Annotated in this window: 21 protein-coding genes and 2 riboswitches; of the genes, 12 read left to right on the top strand and 9 right to left on the bottom strand. The window is 43.7% G+C overall.

The annotated features are described in order from the left end of the window. Positions 1–38 precede the first annotated feature (38 nt). The 3 genes from AR335_RS24075 (at position 39) to AR335_RS12890 (ending at position 1,159) form a co-directional block, all read left to right on the top strand. Positions 39–179, top strand: coding sequence for a hypothetical protein (locus AR335_RS24075; RefSeq protein WP_156418961.1), 141 nt, complete (start codon positions 39–41; stop codon positions 177–179). A 100-nt stretch (positions 180–279) separates the two neighbouring features. Then, on the top strand, positions 280–747 hold the full coding sequence (locus AR335_RS12895) for a GNAT family N-acetyltransferase (RefSeq protein ID WP_062236316.1): 468 nt from the start codon (positions 280–282) through the stop codon (positions 745–747). A 163-nt stretch (positions 748–910) separates the two neighbouring features. After that, a complete protein-coding gene (locus tag AR335_RS12890; protein ID WP_053355410.1) occupies positions 911–1,159 on the top strand; it encodes an HPr family phosphocarrier protein in 249 nt (82 codons plus the stop codon). Positions 1,160–1,385: 226 nt separating this feature from the next. Here the strand turns inward: AR335_RS12890 and AR335_RS12885 are convergent, their stop codons facing one another. Further along, positions 1,386–2,456: an undecaprenyldiphospho-muramoylpentapeptide beta-N-acetylglucosaminyltransferase gene (locus tag AR335_RS12885; RefSeq protein ID WP_062236312.1), complete on the bottom strand. Its 1,071-nt coding sequence runs from the start codon at positions 2,454–2,456 to the stop codon at positions 1,386–1,388. 125 nt (positions 2,457–2,581) lie between these two features. Further along, a riboswitch (SAM riboswitch) is annotated at positions 2,582–2,691 on the top strand. A 100-nt stretch (positions 2,692–2,791) separates the two neighbouring features. Beyond that, positions 2,792–2,900, top strand: a riboswitch (SAM riboswitch). Positions 2,901–3,010: 110 nt separating this feature from the next. On the opposite strand from AR335_RS12885, the gene AR335_RS23175 reads away from it, so the two are divergent. Both AR335_RS23175 and AR335_RS12880 read left to right on the top strand, forming a co-directional pair. Then, positions 3,011–4,276, top strand: a complete 1,266-nt coding sequence (locus tag AR335_RS23175) for a homoserine dehydrogenase (RefSeq protein ID WP_082683532.1) — start codon at positions 3,011–3,013, stop codon at positions 4,274–4,276. 502 nt (positions 4,277–4,778) lie between these two features. Beyond that, on the top strand, positions 4,779–6,737 hold the full coding sequence (locus AR335_RS12880; RefSeq protein WP_062236310.1) for an endonuclease MutS2: 1,959 nt from the start codon (positions 4,779–4,781) through the stop codon (positions 6,735–6,737). 138 nt (positions 6,738–6,875) lie between these two features. Here the strand turns inward: AR335_RS12880 and yjcZ are convergent, their stop codons facing one another. From yjcZ to AR335_RS12860, 4 genes are all read right to left on the bottom strand, one after another. Continuing rightward, a complete protein-coding gene (yjcZ, locus tag AR335_RS12875) occupies positions 6,876–7,094 on the bottom strand; it encodes a sporulation protein YjcZ (RefSeq protein ID WP_062237094.1) in 219 nt (72 codons plus the stop codon). 196 nt (positions 7,095–7,290) lie between these two features. Beyond that, positions 7,291–7,776, bottom strand: a complete 486-nt coding sequence (locus AR335_RS12870) for a glutathione peroxidase (RefSeq protein ID WP_062236308.1) — start codon at positions 7,774–7,776, stop codon at positions 7,291–7,293. Between the two features lie 208 nt (positions 7,777–7,984). Next, complete coding sequence (locus AR335_RS12865) at positions 7,985–9,154, bottom strand: MFS transporter (protein ID WP_082683483.1); 1,170 nt, start codon at positions 9,152–9,154, stop codon at positions 7,985–7,987. A 113-nt stretch (positions 9,155–9,267) separates the two neighbouring features. Continuing rightward, positions 9,268–10,182 (bottom strand): DMT family transporter, encoded by a 915-nt coding sequence (locus tag AR335_RS12860; RefSeq protein WP_062236305.1) that lies wholly within the window; start codon positions 10,180–10,182, stop codon positions 9,268–9,270. Between the two features lie 434 nt (positions 10,183–10,616). Here AR335_RS12860 and AR335_RS25210 point away from each other — a divergent pair, with 434 nt between their 5' ends. Further along, positions 10,617–10,739 (top strand): hypothetical protein, encoded by a 123-nt coding sequence (locus tag AR335_RS25210; protein WP_255357576.1) that lies wholly within the window; start codon positions 10,617–10,619, stop codon positions 10,737–10,739. Between the two features lie 200 nt (positions 10,740–10,939). Here AR335_RS25210 and AR335_RS12855 read toward each other — a convergent pair whose 3' ends face one another. Next, positions 10,940–11,725 carry a hypothetical protein gene (locus AR335_RS12855; RefSeq protein ID WP_053355403.1) on the bottom strand — a complete coding sequence of 262 codons (786 nt, stop codon included), beginning with the start codon at positions 11,723–11,725 and terminating at the stop codon, positions 10,940–10,942. Positions 11,726–11,885: 160 nt separating this feature from the next. Between AR335_RS12855 and AR335_RS12850 the strand changes: the two genes are divergently transcribed. Together AR335_RS12850 and AR335_RS12845 are read left to right on the top strand one after the other, a co-directional pair. Further along, positions 11,886–12,158 (top strand): LapA family protein, encoded by a 273-nt coding sequence (locus AR335_RS12850; protein ID WP_053355402.1) that lies wholly within the window; start codon positions 11,886–11,888, stop codon positions 12,156–12,158. A gap of 94 nt (positions 12,159–12,252) precedes the next feature. Beyond that, positions 12,253–12,633: a hypothetical protein gene (locus AR335_RS12845; RefSeq protein WP_062236302.1), complete on the top strand. Its 381-nt coding sequence runs from the start codon at positions 12,253–12,255 to the stop codon at positions 12,631–12,633. Between the two features lie 88 nt (positions 12,634–12,721). Here AR335_RS12845 and AR335_RS25530 read toward each other — a convergent pair whose 3' ends face one another. After that, entirely contained in the window at positions 12,722–13,099 is a 378-nt protein-coding gene (locus AR335_RS25530; RefSeq protein WP_369795819.1) for a hypothetical protein, read from the bottom strand. A 189-nt stretch (positions 13,100–13,288) separates the two neighbouring features. Between AR335_RS25530 and AR335_RS12835 the strand changes: the two genes are divergently transcribed. From AR335_RS12835 to AR335_RS12830, 3 genes are all read left to right on the top strand, one after another. After that, positions 13,289–13,846 (top strand): NADPH-dependent FMN reductase, encoded by a 558-nt coding sequence (locus AR335_RS12835; RefSeq protein WP_062236298.1) that lies wholly within the window; start codon positions 13,289–13,291, stop codon positions 13,844–13,846. Between the two features lie 36 nt (positions 13,847–13,882). Then, the gene (locus AR335_RS24070; RefSeq protein ID WP_156418804.1) at positions 13,883–14,029 is read left to right on the top strand and encodes a hypothetical protein; all 147 of its coding nucleotides are present in this window, start codon (positions 13,883–13,885) and stop codon (positions 14,027–14,029) included. 396 nt (positions 14,030–14,425) lie between these two features. Continuing rightward, positions 14,426–14,593 (top strand): aspartyl-phosphate phosphatase Spo0E family protein, encoded by a 168-nt coding sequence (locus AR335_RS12830; protein WP_234293264.1) that lies wholly within the window; start codon positions 14,426–14,428, stop codon positions 14,591–14,593. On the opposite strand, the gene AR335_RS12825 is transcribed toward AR335_RS12830, so the two are convergent. Further along, positions 14,590–14,778, bottom strand: coding sequence for a hypothetical protein (locus AR335_RS12825; RefSeq protein WP_053355398.1), 189 nt, complete (start codon positions 14,776–14,778; stop codon positions 14,590–14,592). The genes AR335_RS12830 and AR335_RS12825 overlap by 4 nt on opposite strands. A 271-nt stretch (positions 14,779–15,049) precedes the next feature. Here AR335_RS12825 and AR335_RS12820 point away from each other — a divergent pair, with 271 nt between their 5' ends. Continuing rightward, positions 15,050–15,880 (top strand): aldo/keto reductase, encoded by an 831-nt coding sequence (locus AR335_RS12820; protein ID WP_062236293.1) that lies wholly within the window; start codon positions 15,050–15,052, stop codon positions 15,878–15,880. Between the two features lie 103 nt (positions 15,881–15,983). Here the strand turns inward: AR335_RS12820 and AR335_RS12815 are convergent, their stop codons facing one another. Beyond that, positions 15,984–17,456: an aminoacyl-histidine dipeptidase gene (locus AR335_RS12815; RefSeq protein ID WP_062236290.1), complete on the bottom strand. Its 1,473-nt coding sequence runs from the start codon at positions 17,454–17,456 to the stop codon at positions 15,984–15,986. Between the last annotated feature and the right edge of the window lie 15 nt (positions 17,457–17,471).

Here is a 17,471-nt window from a genome sequence, read left to right as displayed (position 1 = left end):
AAAATGGTTACGGTAATAACCAAAGAGGAGGTGCCGTTATGGCTAACAGTGAAAAAATCCGCAAGCAAAACGCTGAACAGCGAAAAGGAAAAGCTGATATTCCAAAAGGAACGTTTGCTGATCCGATTGCCAATCAGGGAGACATAACTGAAGCAAAAAATATCAAAGAGAATAAATAGCAAGGAGGGCGTACTCTAATCAAGGGGTGCGCTTTTTCTTATCTAGAAAGAACGATAGTATACAGGTTATGATGGATTCAGATAAAAGGGGAAAGACGTTGTGCTGACATGGGAGAAGAGCAGTCCTGACAAAACTATGGACGAACTGGAGATCATGAACACCAATCCGTTTTACAATAAGCTGTTTTACGGTCGTGGCGAAGTGACATTTGAAGAGGTGACGGAAGAGTTAAAGGGATTGGAAGGATCCCCGAGACAACGCTATTTGATTAAAGCGGATGGCAACAACGCTGCGATCGTTGAGTACATTCTGAACAATCCGAAGGACCATAAACCGTGGCTTGGATTTTTAATGGTACACAGCACTTTCCACAGACAGGGGATTGCAAAGGAAATCTATCTAGCATGCGAAGAAGAGATAAAGAAAAATAACAAACAATACTTGCGTCTCGGTGTACTTAGCGGGAATATCCCTGCGCTTTCTTTTTGGTTCAGAATGGGTTTTGCAGAAATAGAAGTAAAGGAAAGCGAGGGAAAGCTTCTTCATATTCTTGAAAAATATCTTTAAACCGCTAATCAAGTCCTTTTTCCTAAATTCATTCTTTCTTACTCACATAAAGGCGAGTGTGCACGCATATCCTCATTGGTGTGCATAAAAGCTAAACCAGCTTAACATGTGCTTAATGATAGTGCATTAAAATGGCAGGGAAAAAGAATAGGAGTGGAAGGTAATGAAGACATATTGCTTTTTACAGGAAAAAATGAATTCTGCGACAATTAACAAGCTCGTTCTTAAGGCGAACGAATATGAAGAGTGCCAGATCTATTTTGAACTTGATAACTGCCAGATGAACGCTAAAAGCATGCTTAGTATGAGCAAGCTTCGCGGTATTGCCGGGCTATGCTGCATATCTGCCCAGGGCATGGATAAACAGCACGCATTGGAAGGTCTGAGACAGATCTGCGCTGGGAAAATATAACCATAAGAAATAATCGGGCGAACTATGATTATTGAACATATTTCGGATTTGTTATAAATAAGCCGAATTTGAACATAAATCCTTATTTCAGCGATTTGACACATTCATTTCAGCTTTCTGTCCCGACGCACAATAAAAAAGCTTGCACCGCATTATTTGGGCCAAGCTTATCTATTGCTTTTTCCTCTCCTAGCTTTTCCCCATCTCAGAGGAGGAATGGGGAAAGTCATCTTTTTGCTTCTTCTTTAATGATGGAAAACAGATGGTCTAACGCATTACTAAGCTGGCTTTCTTCCATTCTGCTGATATAGGCTTCCTGATTTGAATAAAGCTGCTCAATGCCTTGCATAAGGGACTCAGCAGTCAGGTCTTCTTCAAACAGAACTTCGCAATAGCCTTGTTTTTCAAATGATCGGGCATTTTCAATTTGATCTCCGCGGCTTGCTTCTTTTGAGAGTGGAATGAGAAGCATTGGCTTTCTCAGTGACAAAAACTCAAAGATAGAATTAGAGCCTGCTCTTGAAATGACAAAATCCGTTGCTGCAAGGATATCTGCGAGCTCATCCGATACATATTCGAACTGGATGTAGCCTTTTTTCAGAATGGAAGAATCCTTCTGGCCTTTTCCGCAAAGATGAATGATTTGAAAGCGGGGAAGCAGAGCGTCAAGGCTTAATCTTACGGCCTCATTTATTTTTTTTGATCCGAGACTTCCTCCCATGATCAAGATGATCGGTTTACCAGGAGTCAAACCACAGAAAGCTCTCCCCTTGACTGCGATCCCTTCATGCAGCTCCTTACGGATAACAGCACCCGCGTATACCGCTTTTTCCCTTGGAAGATGATCAGTGGTTTCGGGGAACGTTGTACACACTTTGTTAGCGAAGGGGAGTGAAAGACGGTTTGCAAGCCCTGGACTAAGATCGGATTCATGGGTCACAATTGGCACCTTGTTCATCCGGCTGCCGAGGATTACGGGAACGGATACGAAACCACCCTTTGAAAAGACCACGTCTGGTTTTATGGTCTTGATGAGCCGAAATGCTTCAAATGCTCCTTGCATGACACGGAACGGATCTTTAAAATTGTTCCAGTCAAAATAGCGCCTTAGTTTACCAGTAGAGATGCTGTAATAGCGGACGCCTTCGATGGTTTCTGTCAGTTGCCGTTCAATTCCTCCTTTTGAACCGATATAGCTGACTTCCCAGCCTTCTTTTAAGAACAAAGGAATCAGAGCCAGGTTAACAGAAACGTGCCCGGCGGAACCTCCCCCGGTGAATACGATTTTCTTGCCCAAACCTTCCACCCCTTTTATTTATGTGTTTCTATCATACCAAAAATAATCTGCAATGATTCCAGAAATATCTGAATAATGGTTGACGCTCTCCTGTCTGCCGTGATAGAGTAAGACTAATTTAATGAAGCTTATCAAGAGCGGCGGAGGGAAAGGCCCAATGAAGCCCGGCAACCTTCAAGTATTCTACTTGAAAAGGTGCTAAATCCTTCAAAGGTAAAACTTTGGGAGATAAGAGACGGATCGGAACCATACAGCTCTCTTATCTTCGTGATAAGGGGGTTTTTTGTACTAAAAAAATAAAGTGCTACATAACATGTTTCAATCTCATGATAATACTCTTATCCAGAGTGGCGGAGGGAAAGGCCCGATGAAGCCCGGCAACCTTCAAGTATTCTACTTGAAAAGGTGCTACTACCTGCAGGAAAGAACCCTGGATGATAAGAGGAGGCCGGACTGCAGACCTCTTCTTTAGGAAGAGGTTTTTTCTTTTGCCATCATACAGATACCATTCATCCACTAATAAAAAATTTACTTTTGCAGAAGGAGTGATTGTGTTGAAAGAATTAAAAATAGCACTGCTGGGGCTGGGGACTGTAGGATCCGGCGTATATACATCCATCATGGATAGAAAAGGTGCTTTAGAAGAATTGCTGGGTCATCGTCTGAAGCTGTCCAGTATTTTGATTAAGGATTCTTCCAAAGCAAGGCCTTTCGTAAAGGGGGTACCGTTGACGTCCGATTTCGAGAAGGCGATCGGGGAAGAAGTGCCTGATGTGGTCATTGAGGCGATTGGCGGAATCGAGCCTGCACGGTCTTACATCATACAATCACTTGAAGCGGGATGCCATGTGATTTCTGCGAATAAAGATTTGATTGCCCGGCATGGAGAAGAATTAACAGAGCGTGCTGCCGCAAAGGGTGTCCGTTTTGTCTATGAAGCGAGCGTAGGCGGAGGAATACCGATTTTGAGAACATTGAGGGAGCTTTTAAGAATCAATCGGATTCAGCATGTAGAAGCCATTTTAAATGGAACGTCCAACTTCATTCTTTCGTACATGAGAACGACAGGTTCCTCGTTTGAAGAAGCGCTGGAACTGGCCCAGAAAAAAGGATATGCAGAGCCGGATCCGACAAATGACATCGAAGGTTTGGACGCATTTTACAAAGCGATGGTGCTGAGCAAATGGATTTATGGCGTGCAGCCATCCTGGGAAGAAGTGCAGGTGGAGGGGATTGGAAATGTGCTTCTTGAGGAGATTCAACTGGCTGAGCAGCTGGGGCTTCGGCTGAAGCATCTCGTTCTTTTAAACGATAGACTTGATCTCCAGGTACAGCCTGTATTTGTGGATAGCGATCATCCGCTGTATGGTGTGGAAGGCGTGGACAATGCCGTCCGTATTCAGACAGACCTTCTCGGCTGTTTGACCTTGCAAGGGCCGGGAGCTGGTGCAGAAGCAACAGCAAGTGCCATTGTGGAAGACTTATTATCGATCTATGAAACTAGGGAAGTATATAGAAACAAACCGGCTGTATCGGAACTCTGCCCTAAGAAACAAGAACAAGAGGTGAATACCTACCTTCTCGTCGGTGAAAAAATTGATTTTACAAAGGAAAGGGTTTCAGCCATTGAAAGGCATGGAATCATTTTAGACCGGACTTCTCTTCGTTTTCAGCATACTTCCCTTGCTGCCCTGCTTTATGAAGGACCGCTCCCTCTAGAACAGGAGGATGAGTTTATTCCAGTGAACAGCATCTATCCGGTCCGTCTGTCAAAAAGCGGCAAGGGGGCAGAAAAAGAAAAGGTGCCGGTGGCAGAATAGGAGACAGGAATATCCGTGGAGAGTCGGCTCTCTGCGGATTTTTTTACCCATCATGTTGACAAAGGAAAGGGTTTTACATATGATGGAAGTAACAAAAGGAAGGGAGTTGTGTGGATGAGCGTTCACGTTCTTAACTAAGCGAATTGGATAGTTGGAGCAAAAAGGCCGTGCTTGAAGCGGTTGTATTCTAGATGTCTTTTTGCGGCCACCAATAGTTAAGAACAGCGGTCAGCATACAACATTATCATTTTCGTGTACGTATTTTGTGCAACGAACGATGCCGCGCTCTTTGGGCGTATTTTTTTATGCTTTTTACAGCTTCCATAAGTCAGGGGACAGCTGTATGGAGAGGCGTATCCTTCCACACGAAAATTGATAACAGGCAGAAATGGCGGCGGTCCATTTCTGCCTTTTTTTATTGCATGATCTGGCCCTGTTCCCGGGAAAGGGGGAACTGTTTTATAGATTAGCAATTCGAAAAAATATGAGGAGGCAACTACCTTTGAACACCCATACAATTAACATGCTCGAATTTAATAAAATTACAGAAACATTATCTGCGTATGGATTAAACGAGAGTACAAAAAGAAAAATTTTAGAGCTAATGCCCTCTGGACAGATCACAATCATTAAGAATTGGCTAAGAGAGACGACGGAAGCGGCAGCAATTCTTAGAAAGTCTTCAAGCGTTCCTATTGCGAACTTGAACGGGATCGACCATGTGATGACGATTCCGGATAAAGGCCTTCTCTTAAGCCCTGAACAGCTGCAGCTTATTTGCGGGCTTGCAGAAAACGTAGAGCGTTTGCAGCGGTATATGAAGGACAAAGAATTTCTTGCACCAACTGTGTCTGCTTATGCATACTCCCTGTTTGAACTGAAAGACCTCAAATCTGAAATTCAGCGCTGTATCCGTAACGGAAGAGTGGATGACGTAGCCAGCAAGCCGCTTGAAAAAGTAAGAAAGAGGATGCTGGCCTGTGAGGAAAAAATCAAAGCGAAGCTGGATCATATTCTAAAATCACCGGCCTATCGGGATATGCTTCAGGAACCAATAATTTCGGTGAGAGACGGAAGGTATGCCATCCCTGTAAAAAGTAAATTTAAACGGAGCATGGATGGGCAGATCATTGATTCCTCTTCCAGCGGATCCACCGTTTTTATAGAACCGAAAGATGTCCGCAAGCTGCAGGATGAGCTTCAGCTTCTGCAGGCAGAGGAAGACATCGAAACAGCAAGGGTGCTGGGCAGATTAACAGGTCTGGTTGCAGGCTGCAAACATGAGATCTCAGTTAATATTGAAGGGATGCTTCATTATGATTTTATTTTTGCCAAAGCCAAATACAGCATCGCCCTTGATGGCAGGGAGGTTTCACTTAATCGTGAAAAACGGACCATTATCCATGAAGGAAGGCATCCGCTGCTCGGAAGCCATGCTGTTCCTTTGAATTTCCGACTCGGTGAAAACTATGGAGCACTCGTTATTACGGGTCCGAATACCGGCGGAAAGACGGTAGCCATAAAAACGGCAGGACTGCTGACGCTGATGGTTCAGTCGGGGCTTCATATTCCTGCTGGAGAGGGGAGCGAGTTTGGAATCTATTCAGAGGTGCTGACAGATATCGGTGACCATCAGAACATTGAACAGTCGCTGAGCACATTTTCGGCGCATATGGCGAACATTATCTCCATCCTTCAGAAGGCCGGTCCTGATACGCTTGTCATCCTCGATGAACTTGGTGCAGGAACCGATCCTGCTGAGGGAATGGGGCTGGCTGTAGCCATTCTTGAAGAATTGTTTGAGAGAGGCGCTTCCATTCTAGCCACGACCCATTACAGTGAGATTAAAGATTTTGCTTTTCTTACTCCAGGATTTGAGAACGCATCGATGGCTTTTGACCTCGAATCTCTAAAGCCGCTTTATGAGCTGAAGATTGGGGAAGCTGGTGAAAGCCAGGCCTTTTCCATCGCGTGGAAGCTGGGTCTCGAACAAAAGCTGATCACAAGGGCAAAACAAATAACGAGCAAAGAGGTTTCAGAAAAGAAAGAGAGCACTATGTTCGATTTACTGCATGTAGAAGCACAAACGCAAATGATAAGGAAAAGAAGAGAAGCAGAAGAAGGGAGAAACCGCAGGATACGAGAAGCAGAAAAGAAAACGGAAGAAAAACCGGAAGCCCGGACATTCGAAGTGGGGGATCGGGTGTATGTATCCAGTTTAAAAACGGCGGGCATCATCTGTTCGGAAGAAGATAAAAGAGGAGAATACGAAGTGATTGTCCAAGGAGAAAAGGTGAAGATCCATAAGCTTCGCCTCACCCTCCATATTTCAAGAACCGAGCTGTATCCTGAGGGATATGATATGGATATTGTTTTTGAAACCAAGGAAAACCGAAAAAAAGACCGGCTCTTGAGCAAACGTCATGTTGATGGAATGGTGATCAACAGAGACGAAGAATGAAGAATAGAAGCTGCTAAAATGGTTGGTGTCAGGCACCACAATTACACAAGTGTGTAATTACGGTGCCAGGCACCAAAACCAAAACCAAACAAAAAGATCCAGGCGCCTCCGCCTGGATCTTTTTGTTCTGCAGTAAAATTAGCAGCTGCTGCTGGATTCACATCCACCGAGATGGCCGATCCCGCACGAACAGCCGATGATGATCAAGAGGATAAACAATACGATAATAATCGCAAATCCTCTTCCGCCGCCGTAACCGTAGCCGCCGTAGCCGCCGTAACCGCCATATCCGTGACATCCGCCGCCATAACCGTACCCGTAAGAAGCTGCAACAGGAACGTTTAGCGGAGCATTCATCGGTACATTAATCGGTGCGTTTGCATACATATTAAATTCCTCCTTCAAAATACTATTCCAACATCCTCGATACAGTATATGAAGGATCAGCCACTCGGTCTGGACGAATGCCTTGATGGCAAGCCTAAATCCTGGAGCAAAGAAAAAACGACGCTCTGGACCGTATTCCAGGGCGTGCGTTTTATGGAAAATCTTTTTATTGCTGTGCAAGCTGCGATTCAATTTCTTTTTTCATATCATTGGGTGATGTCTGAGGAGAATGGCGGGATACAACGTTTCCATTTCGATCAACAAGAAACTTTGTGAAATTCCATTTGACCACCTTTGAGCCTAAAATGCCGGGCGCTTCTTTTGTCAGGAAAGCAAAGAGAGGATGAATGTTGTCTCCTTTTACATCAACCTTTGCGAACATGGGGAATTTCACTCCATAATTCAATTCGCAAAACTCCTGAATTTCTTCTTCACTCCCAGGTTCCTGGCCTGCAAACTGGTTACAAGGGAAGCCAAGGATCTCAAGACCTTGTTCCTTGTACTGGTCGTAAAGTGCCTGAAGTTCCTTATATTGAGGAGTAAAACCGCATTTACTCGCTGTGTTGGCAATGATTAACACCTTGCCCTCGTAGTCCCTGAGAGATTTTTCTTCCCCCGTGATCGTCTTTGCTCGATACTCATAAACAGACATTGTGACCCTCCTATTATATAAACGAAAGTATATAGCTTCAGTGTAGTAGGTTTTATTCAGAAAGGAAAATAAAACGCTTACCATTACATGTACGGTGCCAGGCACCGCCTTTTGACACTTGTGTAATTGCGGTGCCTGGCACGCCAAAAAATCAAAAAAAGCGACAGGGAGAATTCTCCTTGTCGCTTTTTCTATTCTTTTATGCTTCTTATGCCGCGGATATTGAGGCTTTTGCCCGCACACTATAAAACTGATAAAGGACGAGGGCGATGATGGACAATATGATTCCTGAGATATACGGAAGTCCCGCTGCAACAGAAAACAGCCAGCCGCCAAGCGGAGGCCCGATGATCCGTCCAAGCGAATCAAAGGAAGAGAGCAGTCCGGTTACACTGCCATGCCCTGATGTTGAGGTTTTTGTTAAAAGTGCAGAGACACTAGGGCGGATTACACCATTGCCAATCCCGAAAATAGAAAGATAGATGGCCGCCGTCGTAAAGTTATGAACTAGGAGGATCAAACCAAACCCGGCAGCAGAAATAACAATGCCGGCCTGGATGACTTTTCCTTCGCCGAATTTTTTGGTCAGTCTGCCGACAAGTCCTCCTTGAACAAGAGCACCTGCAAACCCCATGATCATAAATATGTAGCCAAGGTGATTGGTATCAAGTCCAGCTTTTTTTGCAGCAAAATAAGCGAAAGTCGCTTCAAGTCCTGATAACGAAAGGGAAATGAACAGCTGAAGCACGAACAGAATGGATACGGCTCCCGTAAAAGCTTTCCATCTCGATCCAGGTTCAGACGGTCCATTCATCCGCAGCTCTTTAGGCAGTGATTCCTTCAATACGAAAAGAACGAGAAAAAACGTGATAATTGATGAAATTCCAGCAAGATAAAACGGTGTGTTCAAGCTCGTCTTGGAAAAAACACCGCCGATAGCCGGGCCGAAAATAAATCCAAGACCGACAGCTGCACCGATGATACCCATACCTTTACCCCGGTTTTCCGGGGTCGTAATATCGGCTACATAAGCCATCGTTGTTGGCATGTTGGCGGATGAAAGCAGGCCGCCGATAATCCGTGCCGCAAAAAGCATCCAGAGCTGGCTGGAGACAGCCATCAAAAAGAAGGAAATAGAAAGTCCGGCGATTCCGATCAGCATGACCGGTTTCCGGCCGATCCTGTCAGAAACTCTTCCCCAGATAGGGGCGAAAAGAAGCTGCATCAATGAATAAACAGCCATCAGCAAACCGAGCTGTGCCGGATTTGCTCCGACCTTTTCCGCAAAAAAAGGAAGGACAGGAATAATGATTCCGAATCCAACCATCACTAAAAACATGACTAAGAATAAGATTGGCAACGCTTTTTTATTTTCCAATCTTGAGTCCCCTCCTGATCAAATCATATATCTATGTATTTTTATTTTGAAACGATAACCTGCATTAACTCTATAAACGTACCTCTTTTAACGGTTTTTATCAACTTCTGCATCTATACACCATGAGAAACAGCAGGATCATTTACAGGATGTGAGGGCCTGTTTGTTCTCAAAAATAGATACAGCCCTGTGCAGACAAGAAAACCTCCGGCTGCCTGGAATGCAGATATATGCTCATTCAGCATGAAATAGGCCAGTATGCTCGCGCCAACAGGCTCACCAAGGATATTGACAGAGATGGTTGTTGCACTTACGTATTTCATCAGCCAGTTAAAGAGGACATGGCCGAAGACGGTGGGAACAATGGCAAGTAAAAAGAAAACGGTCCAATCATGTTTGGAATAACCGGCCATAGCGATGCCAGCCCCCAAATTATAAAGAGCAAAAACAGCAATAGCGGATACAAAAACAGAAAGACTATAAAAATAAGAAGGAATACGCCGCAAAAGATGCTGTCCGATCAGCATATGAACCGCTACTGCAAGCGTCCCAAGAAGGGAAAGTACGTCTCCAAGCAAATTTTCGGGCGATATGCCAACGTCACCCCAGCCAATCAGCACAGCGCCGCAGATGGCGACCCCCATCCCAGCAAGCGAAGCGGCGGTTGTTCTTTCTTTAAATAGAAAGAAGGCCCCAATCAGAACAAAGACAGGCTGCAAAGCGAGTATGATCGTAGAGCTTGCGACAGTCGTCAGCTTCAGGGAACCCATCCAGAGCAAAAAATGAAGAGCAAGAAACATTCCCGACAAAAAAAGTAGCAGCCACTGACGGGGCATAACTTGTTTCGAATGCTTGAACTGCTTACCTGCAAAAGGAAGCATGAACAGAACAGTAAAAAGCAGCCTGTACATCCCTTGAACGGAAACGGGAGCATCAGAAAGCTTAACAAAAATGGAAGAAAAAGAAACTGCGACAATACCGACGATTAACGGAATAAATACCGGAAAAGGGCACTTTTGTTTATCCATAGAGGCCTCCTGTATTCTCATTATGCCTATATGAAGTATACAGGATTTTTTATAAAAATCAGCCATTTTCTTACGGAGATTCCCAATAGAAATTCAAAAAAAAACGGCTGGCTGCTTATGCAGACCAACCTATTTTTTTAGCTGTTTATTGAAGGCGGTGTTTGAAATGCTTGTTTCTTGGAAATAGACGGTAGATGACATGAAGCGCAAGAACGCCAGCCACTAATAGTGCGGCTAGTTTAATGTCTTGTAAATCTGTCTGTTTGACAGCAATTCCGATAAACGCCCAGACGAATACGAGGGAAAAAAAATGTCTCTGTTTCGCGCTTAAAATAAAAGGCGAAAGCGGCACCGACAATCAGCATTATGATTGTCCAGGTGATATGACTTAATCCCCATGATAGAAGAATTGGTTCAAAAGGAGAAGATGAACAATGGATAAGAAACGGGAAACCATTAATGAATTCGCCAAAAATAAGCGGAAACACAATGAAAAGAAGAAAACTGAGTACATAAAAAACTTGAAGCAAGAACACCAAAACCAGGATAAAAACTAATGAAGCGGCGGCTCCTTGAGCGTAATGAGAGCCGCTCTTTTTTAATTTGCCAACTTAATATACGGTAATATTATGGACTCGGACGCTGCAGATCAGCTTCTCAGGTGATTTTTAGCAGCAACAAAACAAGCGGCACGAAAACGGAAAGCCAGCGGCGAAAGGTATTTAAGAATACCTTTCGCCGCTGGCTTTTGTTAAGTTCAGTTTGCTTTATGCACGCTGCTGCTCACAAGCTCCCAGCGTGTGTACTGAAATTTCCAGACAGAGTCTGCGAAGGCAACTGAGTCTGCGTTGGCGATCCCGGATATCCTCTGAACACCCCGCAATTCGAATATGCCATCACCATTTATGTCTACAGGTGTGAGCATGCTGAATTTATTAGCGGATACCTTGATCGGTTTTACAAGGGTACCATTTTTATAGACCTCAGAAGTATCATATTTTTGTTTTCGTTCTTTTAAATTAATAGAAGTGATTTTTCCAGTGTTTTTAACTAAAATCGTAGCGTTGTAGCCATCTGTAAATCTTCCGCTGATTCCTAAAGAAGAAGGAACCGGAATTTCGAACACATGGTTATTTTTTGCAGATACTAGATGAAAGACAGAAGTTCCTCCGCGCCCGCCTGTTTCAGCCGAAATGTATGTCTCAGGAATATGGTCACCATTGAAATCAAAGAACTGAATGTGAGGATGATATCCCCCATCATTTAAATTTAAGGTTGTGAACCGATGGGTTGCTGAGTCTTGAAGAATCAAAAATAGATTTTCAGAGTAAATATTCTCCTGTTTTTCCTTTTGGCCCATTAACGTTACTACGTCAGGGCGCCGGTCACCTGTTACATCCATTTTTCGCTGTGACAGGACATAGATGGATGAACCGCTTTTATTTTCATTATTTTCTTGGCTGAGCGGGTTGGCAAGTGTCGGCGTTCCGGCGGTAATCAGTAAAATGAGGAAAAGAAGCATGTTGAAAAATATGGTCTTCACGAATTCTGCCTCCTTAATATCCTAATTATGGTTAATATGCCGATATATCCATCGGTTCATACACATGGCTAACGAATTATTTTTTTGTAAATAAAATGAAATGTTTTTACAGGTTATCACTTCTTCAAACAGGGTATAAACCACTAAGGAGGGTTCGAATATGAAACAAACAATGAGTATGAAACCATGGATATTAGTGGGTATAGGTACTTCGGCTGCAGCCGTATGGTTATCATCAAAGCCTAACAGAATTCGAACAAAACTTGCATTGAAAAACATTAAGAGGAAAATTAAGCCTGACTATTCAGATAGAACGAAGGTTCTCCCTGTGGAAAAAGGCGGCCATCCTGATCCGAGCGATTATGAAGATTCAAAAATGGTTTCAGAAGGTTCAGCCTATGGGGTCCATTATTTCAATGAAAAAAAGCAGTAAATAGGATAAACCTACTGTTTTATGAATATCAGTTAAGTTAGCCTCGCGCGTATGTTATTATGTTGAAATAACATATACGCGAGGTGATTTCGTTTTGAAGGCAAAAACTATCCTTTTAACAGCATTCCTTTTATTGGTAACAGGCACTGTTTATGCAGCCAGCTCAGTCCAAGTAAGGTCAAATGGAGGAGATAAGTCCTCGCCTGCTGTTTCGTTTGACGACACCTATGCGACCATTTCGATAAAGAAGACGACAGGAAGCGGAAAGCTGAAACTTGAGCTTTGGCAAAAGCATTTATTTTTCCCGGATGAAAAAGTAGGCCAGACACCTTGGATAACAGAAAAGGGAGTAGGCTATCAAAAAGTGATCAATCTCGCTGGATCAGGGGATTATTATCTTAAAGTGGTAGACTCAGGCAAAGCTGGAGGAAATGGAATTGGCGTAAATTATAAGGCAACATCGTTTCTGCAATGATTGATAGCTAAAAAGGCAGGGAGTTCTTCCTTGTCTTTTTATCATTTTCGCAAAAAAAAGAGAATACATTACTGTATCCTCTAGCATTTCAATAATTTTCATGTCTCTCGCCTGGATAAAACTTTTCATCCAATTCCCATGATTCTACCATTTGGTAAGCGGCTTGCTGAGGGTAGCCTTTTCCGTACAGATAAGCCATGGCAGCAACCTCCCGCAAAGCATGTTCATAGGAGGTTTTCGGCGCTTCAGTCAATCCCCGTTTAACAAACCACTCGACGGCTGTCAAGGTCGATAACTTCAGGGGATTATTGTATGGAGTGTAGTAACCTCCGGCACCTGGAGCTGGACCCGGATAGCCCGGGTCTGGATAACCCGGGCCTGGACCGGCCCATCCTTGAGGCCCAGGAGGTCCTGAAAAGGGTGATGGCCCGGGATAGGGTAAAGGAGGACCTGGATAAGGTAGCACGTTCGTTTCACCTCTCGTTTTAAGTAGCCTTTATGACAATCTAGTGTATGCAGGCGCCTAACACTCTGTGCAGAAGACATTGTTCCCTGCCTTTAAAGCTCAGAAACAGAATATTTAACCTATTTCAAAATTTAAGTATAATATATACAGGTAAGAACATTTTGGAAATTTAAAAGGCAGGTAATGAACATGAAAATTTTAGTTATGAACGGCAGTCCAACTGCGGAATCAAGAACCAGAGGCATTGCCGAATATGCAGCAAACGTTCTGAAAGAAAAAGGTATAGATGTGTCCTTTTTCGACGCGGGAAAAGACCGTCTTCCATTATTCACTGGAGATACGGCGGAGCGGGAAGATGAAGCTGTTCGCGGTTTGAGTAAAGCGGCTGATGAAGCGGATGGATTTTTTATTTGCACGCCGGAATATCACAATGGAATGAGCGGGGCTTTAAAAAATGCACTTGATTTTTTAAGCGGCGGCCATTTTAAGAACAAGCCAGTTGCCATCGCAGCGGCTGCTGGCGGCGGAAAAGGCGGAATTAACGCATTAAACAACCTGCGTACGGTGATGAGAGGTTTATACAGCCTTGTACTGCCGGATCAATTTGTCGCTGATCCCCTTCATTTCAATGAAGAACGGGAGCTGTCAGAAGAACTGGCTACGTTAAGAGTGTCTGCACTGACCGATCAGCTTATTGACTTAACAAAGGTCGTATCCGCCAACAAACAAAACCTGACTGAAGAATAATAAAGGAAAGGGGCTGTCCAAGAAGTCTGTAAGCTGTTGATTTCCGTTCCAGGCTGCTCGCTTTCCGCGGGGCGTGCGGTGAGCCTTACCGGCGTGAACGCCTACTTTTTGGTGCAAGCACCGGCGGGAGTCTCACCTGTCACGCTAGTCCCGCAGGAGTCTCGCATCTTCCACTTCAATTAACTTTTCATTGAAGATTTTTCAAGCCAAAAAGGGGCTGCCTGAAGGTCAATTTTCGACTTTCTGGACAGCCCCTTTTTTTTTTCGAGGAAGTGAAGTCTAGCTTCAGCTTTTCATTTGAACCAGCTTATGATTTCGAAATACCACATGCCGGCAAGGAAAATAAACCCCAGTGACAAGACGATAAATTTGACGTATCTCAAAAGGATTCTCCTGTCTTTTTTCAATAGTATGACCAAAAGCCCATATGATAACGCGGCTTTTCAAAGGGAAGTTTGTATTGTTTTGTAACTTTATCACTTCTTTTGTTGAATCTCTTCTCAAACGTCAACTTTTTATAGATAATATCACTTGTGTATCTGATTATGTTGGAATTGATAGAAAAGGAGAGCATTGTGTGTGAGTAATGTAGAGTATCACCAAAAATGGCTTTTAGAATCGATTGGAGCAAAAAAAGAAGAGCTGATCAGGCTGGCATTTCTCAGAGGGTTTACTAGTCATGAAACGGTCCAGTGCAGCCAGGAGCTTGACGGGCTGCTGAACGAGTACCAAAGAAACGTTTGTTAATTCATCGTTACGAGTTGCTTCGTTAACAGATCGACCCGTGTCAGGATCGCACGTTTAATCAGCAGCGGATAATCATTTTGAAACTCACTGAGAAGTGCCCGAATCTCGGTGATCAAGTCCAGTTCGTTTTCAAGAATAACATCTCTGCTCACTTGCTTAGGGAAGTCAATGACATTATTTTTCATCAAAACACCTCCGCGTAACTTACTTCTACATGAATGTAGTATTCCATAAAAAAGGAAACACTCCTGCATATAATTGTAAATGTTTTGAAAAGACGGCCTCAATTTTACAACAAAAAGCATCAGAATCTAAATGAAAAAACGTTTTTTCTTTCCTTGAATATGGGTATATTCGTAAAGGCAAACGCCTGCACACTTGTCAGGCATATCTTTTCTTGTTTTTGAAGATTTATGCGAAAATGTCGATATATTCATAATCTAAGGAGGGAATAAGATGGCTAAACATCTTCAAGACACAACAACATTGCACAATGGCGTTAAAATGCCTTGGTTCGGCCTTGGGGTTTATAAAGTGGAAGAAGGGGACGAAGTCTACCAATCTGTTAAATCGGCTTTGAGCAAAGGATATAAAAGCATTGATACAGCAGCAGTATACGGAAATGAAGAAGGCGTAGGCCGTGCGATCAAAGATTCCGGCATCCCGCGTGAAGAATTATTCATCACGACGAAAGTATGGAATGCAGATCAAGGTTATGAAACAACATTAGCAGCATATGAGGAATCTCTCAAAAAGCTTCAGCTTGATTATGTGGATCTTTATCTCATTCACTGGCCAGTGGAAGGGAAATATAAAGAAACATGGCGTGCTTTGGAGAAATTATACATAGACGGCCGTGTCCGGGCGATCGGTGTGAGTAACTTCCACGTTCACCATTTAAAAGACGTAATAGCAGACAGTGAGATTGTACCGATGGTTAACCAGGTAGAGTATCATCCGCTGTTAGCTCAAAAAGAATTGCTTGCTTTCTGTAAAGAAAACAAAATTCAGATGGAAGCGTGGAGCCCTCTGATGCAGGGTGAGCTTCTAAACAATCCAGTACTTTCTGAGATTGCGGAAAAACACAACAAATCCGTGGCACAGGTCATCCTGCGCTGGGATCTTCAAAATGGTGTTGTGACCATTCCGAAATCCGTAAAAGACCATAGAATTCAAGAAAACTCTGAAGTCTTTGACTTTGAACTAAGCGCGGAAGACATGGAGAAAATCAATACGCTAAACGAAGATCAAAGAGTCGGGCCCGATCCGGATAACTTTGACTTCTAAGACTAAAATGATAAAAAGAGGACGACTCAATTGGATGAACCGTCCTCTTTTTTGTTTGCGCATAGAATGGTAAATAGTTCCCTTCAGCCCGGGGTGTGCGTTATCATGATTTATAAAAGTTGTTCATTTCCTGTAAAACAGCCTTCAAATAATCCCAAGTCCGAATGGTGGAAGGTACACTGAGGTGTTCTTCAGGAGTATGCACATCAAACATATCAGGACCAAGGGAAATGGCATCGATATGTGGAAGTTTTTCTGTGAAAATCCCGCATTCCAGACCGGCATGAATGGCTACGATCTCTGGAGGATTGCCGTATAAATCTTTGTAGACCGTTTCGAACAAGCGGCGGACTTTTGAATCTGGGCGGTAAGGCCATTCTGGATAATCAGCTTCTGTAGAGAACCGAGATTCTGTAAGCTGTGCAATCAGGTTATTCTGCTCAACAGTCTGCTGCTTCAGACTTTTCACAGAGCTTCGTATCTCACTGACAAAACGAACTTCCTGGCTGTTGCTCGTTACCACTCCAAGGTTGGTTGAACTCTCTGTTAAACCTTCAATCTCCTGGCTCATGGACAGCACACCATTTGGGATCAGCATGAGTGAGGTGATCACGTTTTGTGTGGTTTTGACGGAATATAATTTGTCCGGGCTTTCCGCGGCTTCTTCGACTGTAACTGAGATTCCCGGATCAGCTGTCCGCAGCTCATTTTTAAAAACATGTTCCCAGTTGGACACCAGCTTTGGCAGATCGATTGAAGCATCTGCAGGTAAATAGATTACAGCTTCGGCTTCCCGAGGGATCGCATTTGATTTCAGCCCTCCATTTATTGAATGAAGGCTGAAAGGGAACTGGACGGAAAGCTCATGCAGAATTCTTCCAAGGAGCTTGTTGGCATTGCCTCTTCCTTTTTGGATGGACATGCCGGAGTGGCCGCCGAAAAGCCCGCTCAACTGGATCTTGTAGCCTTTAAGCTCTTTTGGAGCAGTTTCCCATTGTATAGGAAGAGCTTGCATGGCAGTTATGCCGCCTGCACTGCTGACCAATAATTTGCCTTCTTCTTCTGAATCAAGATTAATAAAAATTTCTCCAGAAAAAATTTCAGGACTGGCTTCTAGCGCGCCTTTCATGGTTGTTTCTTCTTCTGTAGTGATGATGATTTCAAGGGCAGGATGAGGAATACCACTCGAATCTAGGATGGCGAGGGCATAAGCAACGGCTATCCCGTTATCCGCTCCGAGTGTCGTATTGGACGCATAGAGCATGTCATCTTTTAGCTGCAGAGAGATGGGGTCGAGTTCAAAATCATGGGCCGTTCCTTTGTTCTTTTCACATACCATATCCATATGGCCTTGCAGAATGATGGCAGGGACATGCTCATAGCCTTCTGAAGCGGTTTTTTTTATGAAAATGTTAAGCGCTTCGTCCTGTACCGCTTCAAGGTTCCTTTCTTTTGCAAAACGCAAGAGGTAATTACTGATTTCTTTTTCGTTGCCGGATCCGCGGGGAATGGCGGAAATTTCGGCAAAATAATGAAACACCGGGTGCTTTTTTACATCTTCAAGTGTTGTGTGCATATAATTCATCCTTTG

The sequence above is a fragment of the Fictibacillus sp. FJAT-27399 genome (assembly GCF_001510655.1).
Lineage (GTDB): Bacteria > Bacillota > Bacilli > Bacillales > Fictibacillaceae > Fictibacillus_C > Fictibacillus_C marinisediminis.
The sequence above is the reverse complement of the archived record's forward strand: the minus strand, read 5'-3'. Positions and strand labels throughout refer to the sequence as shown.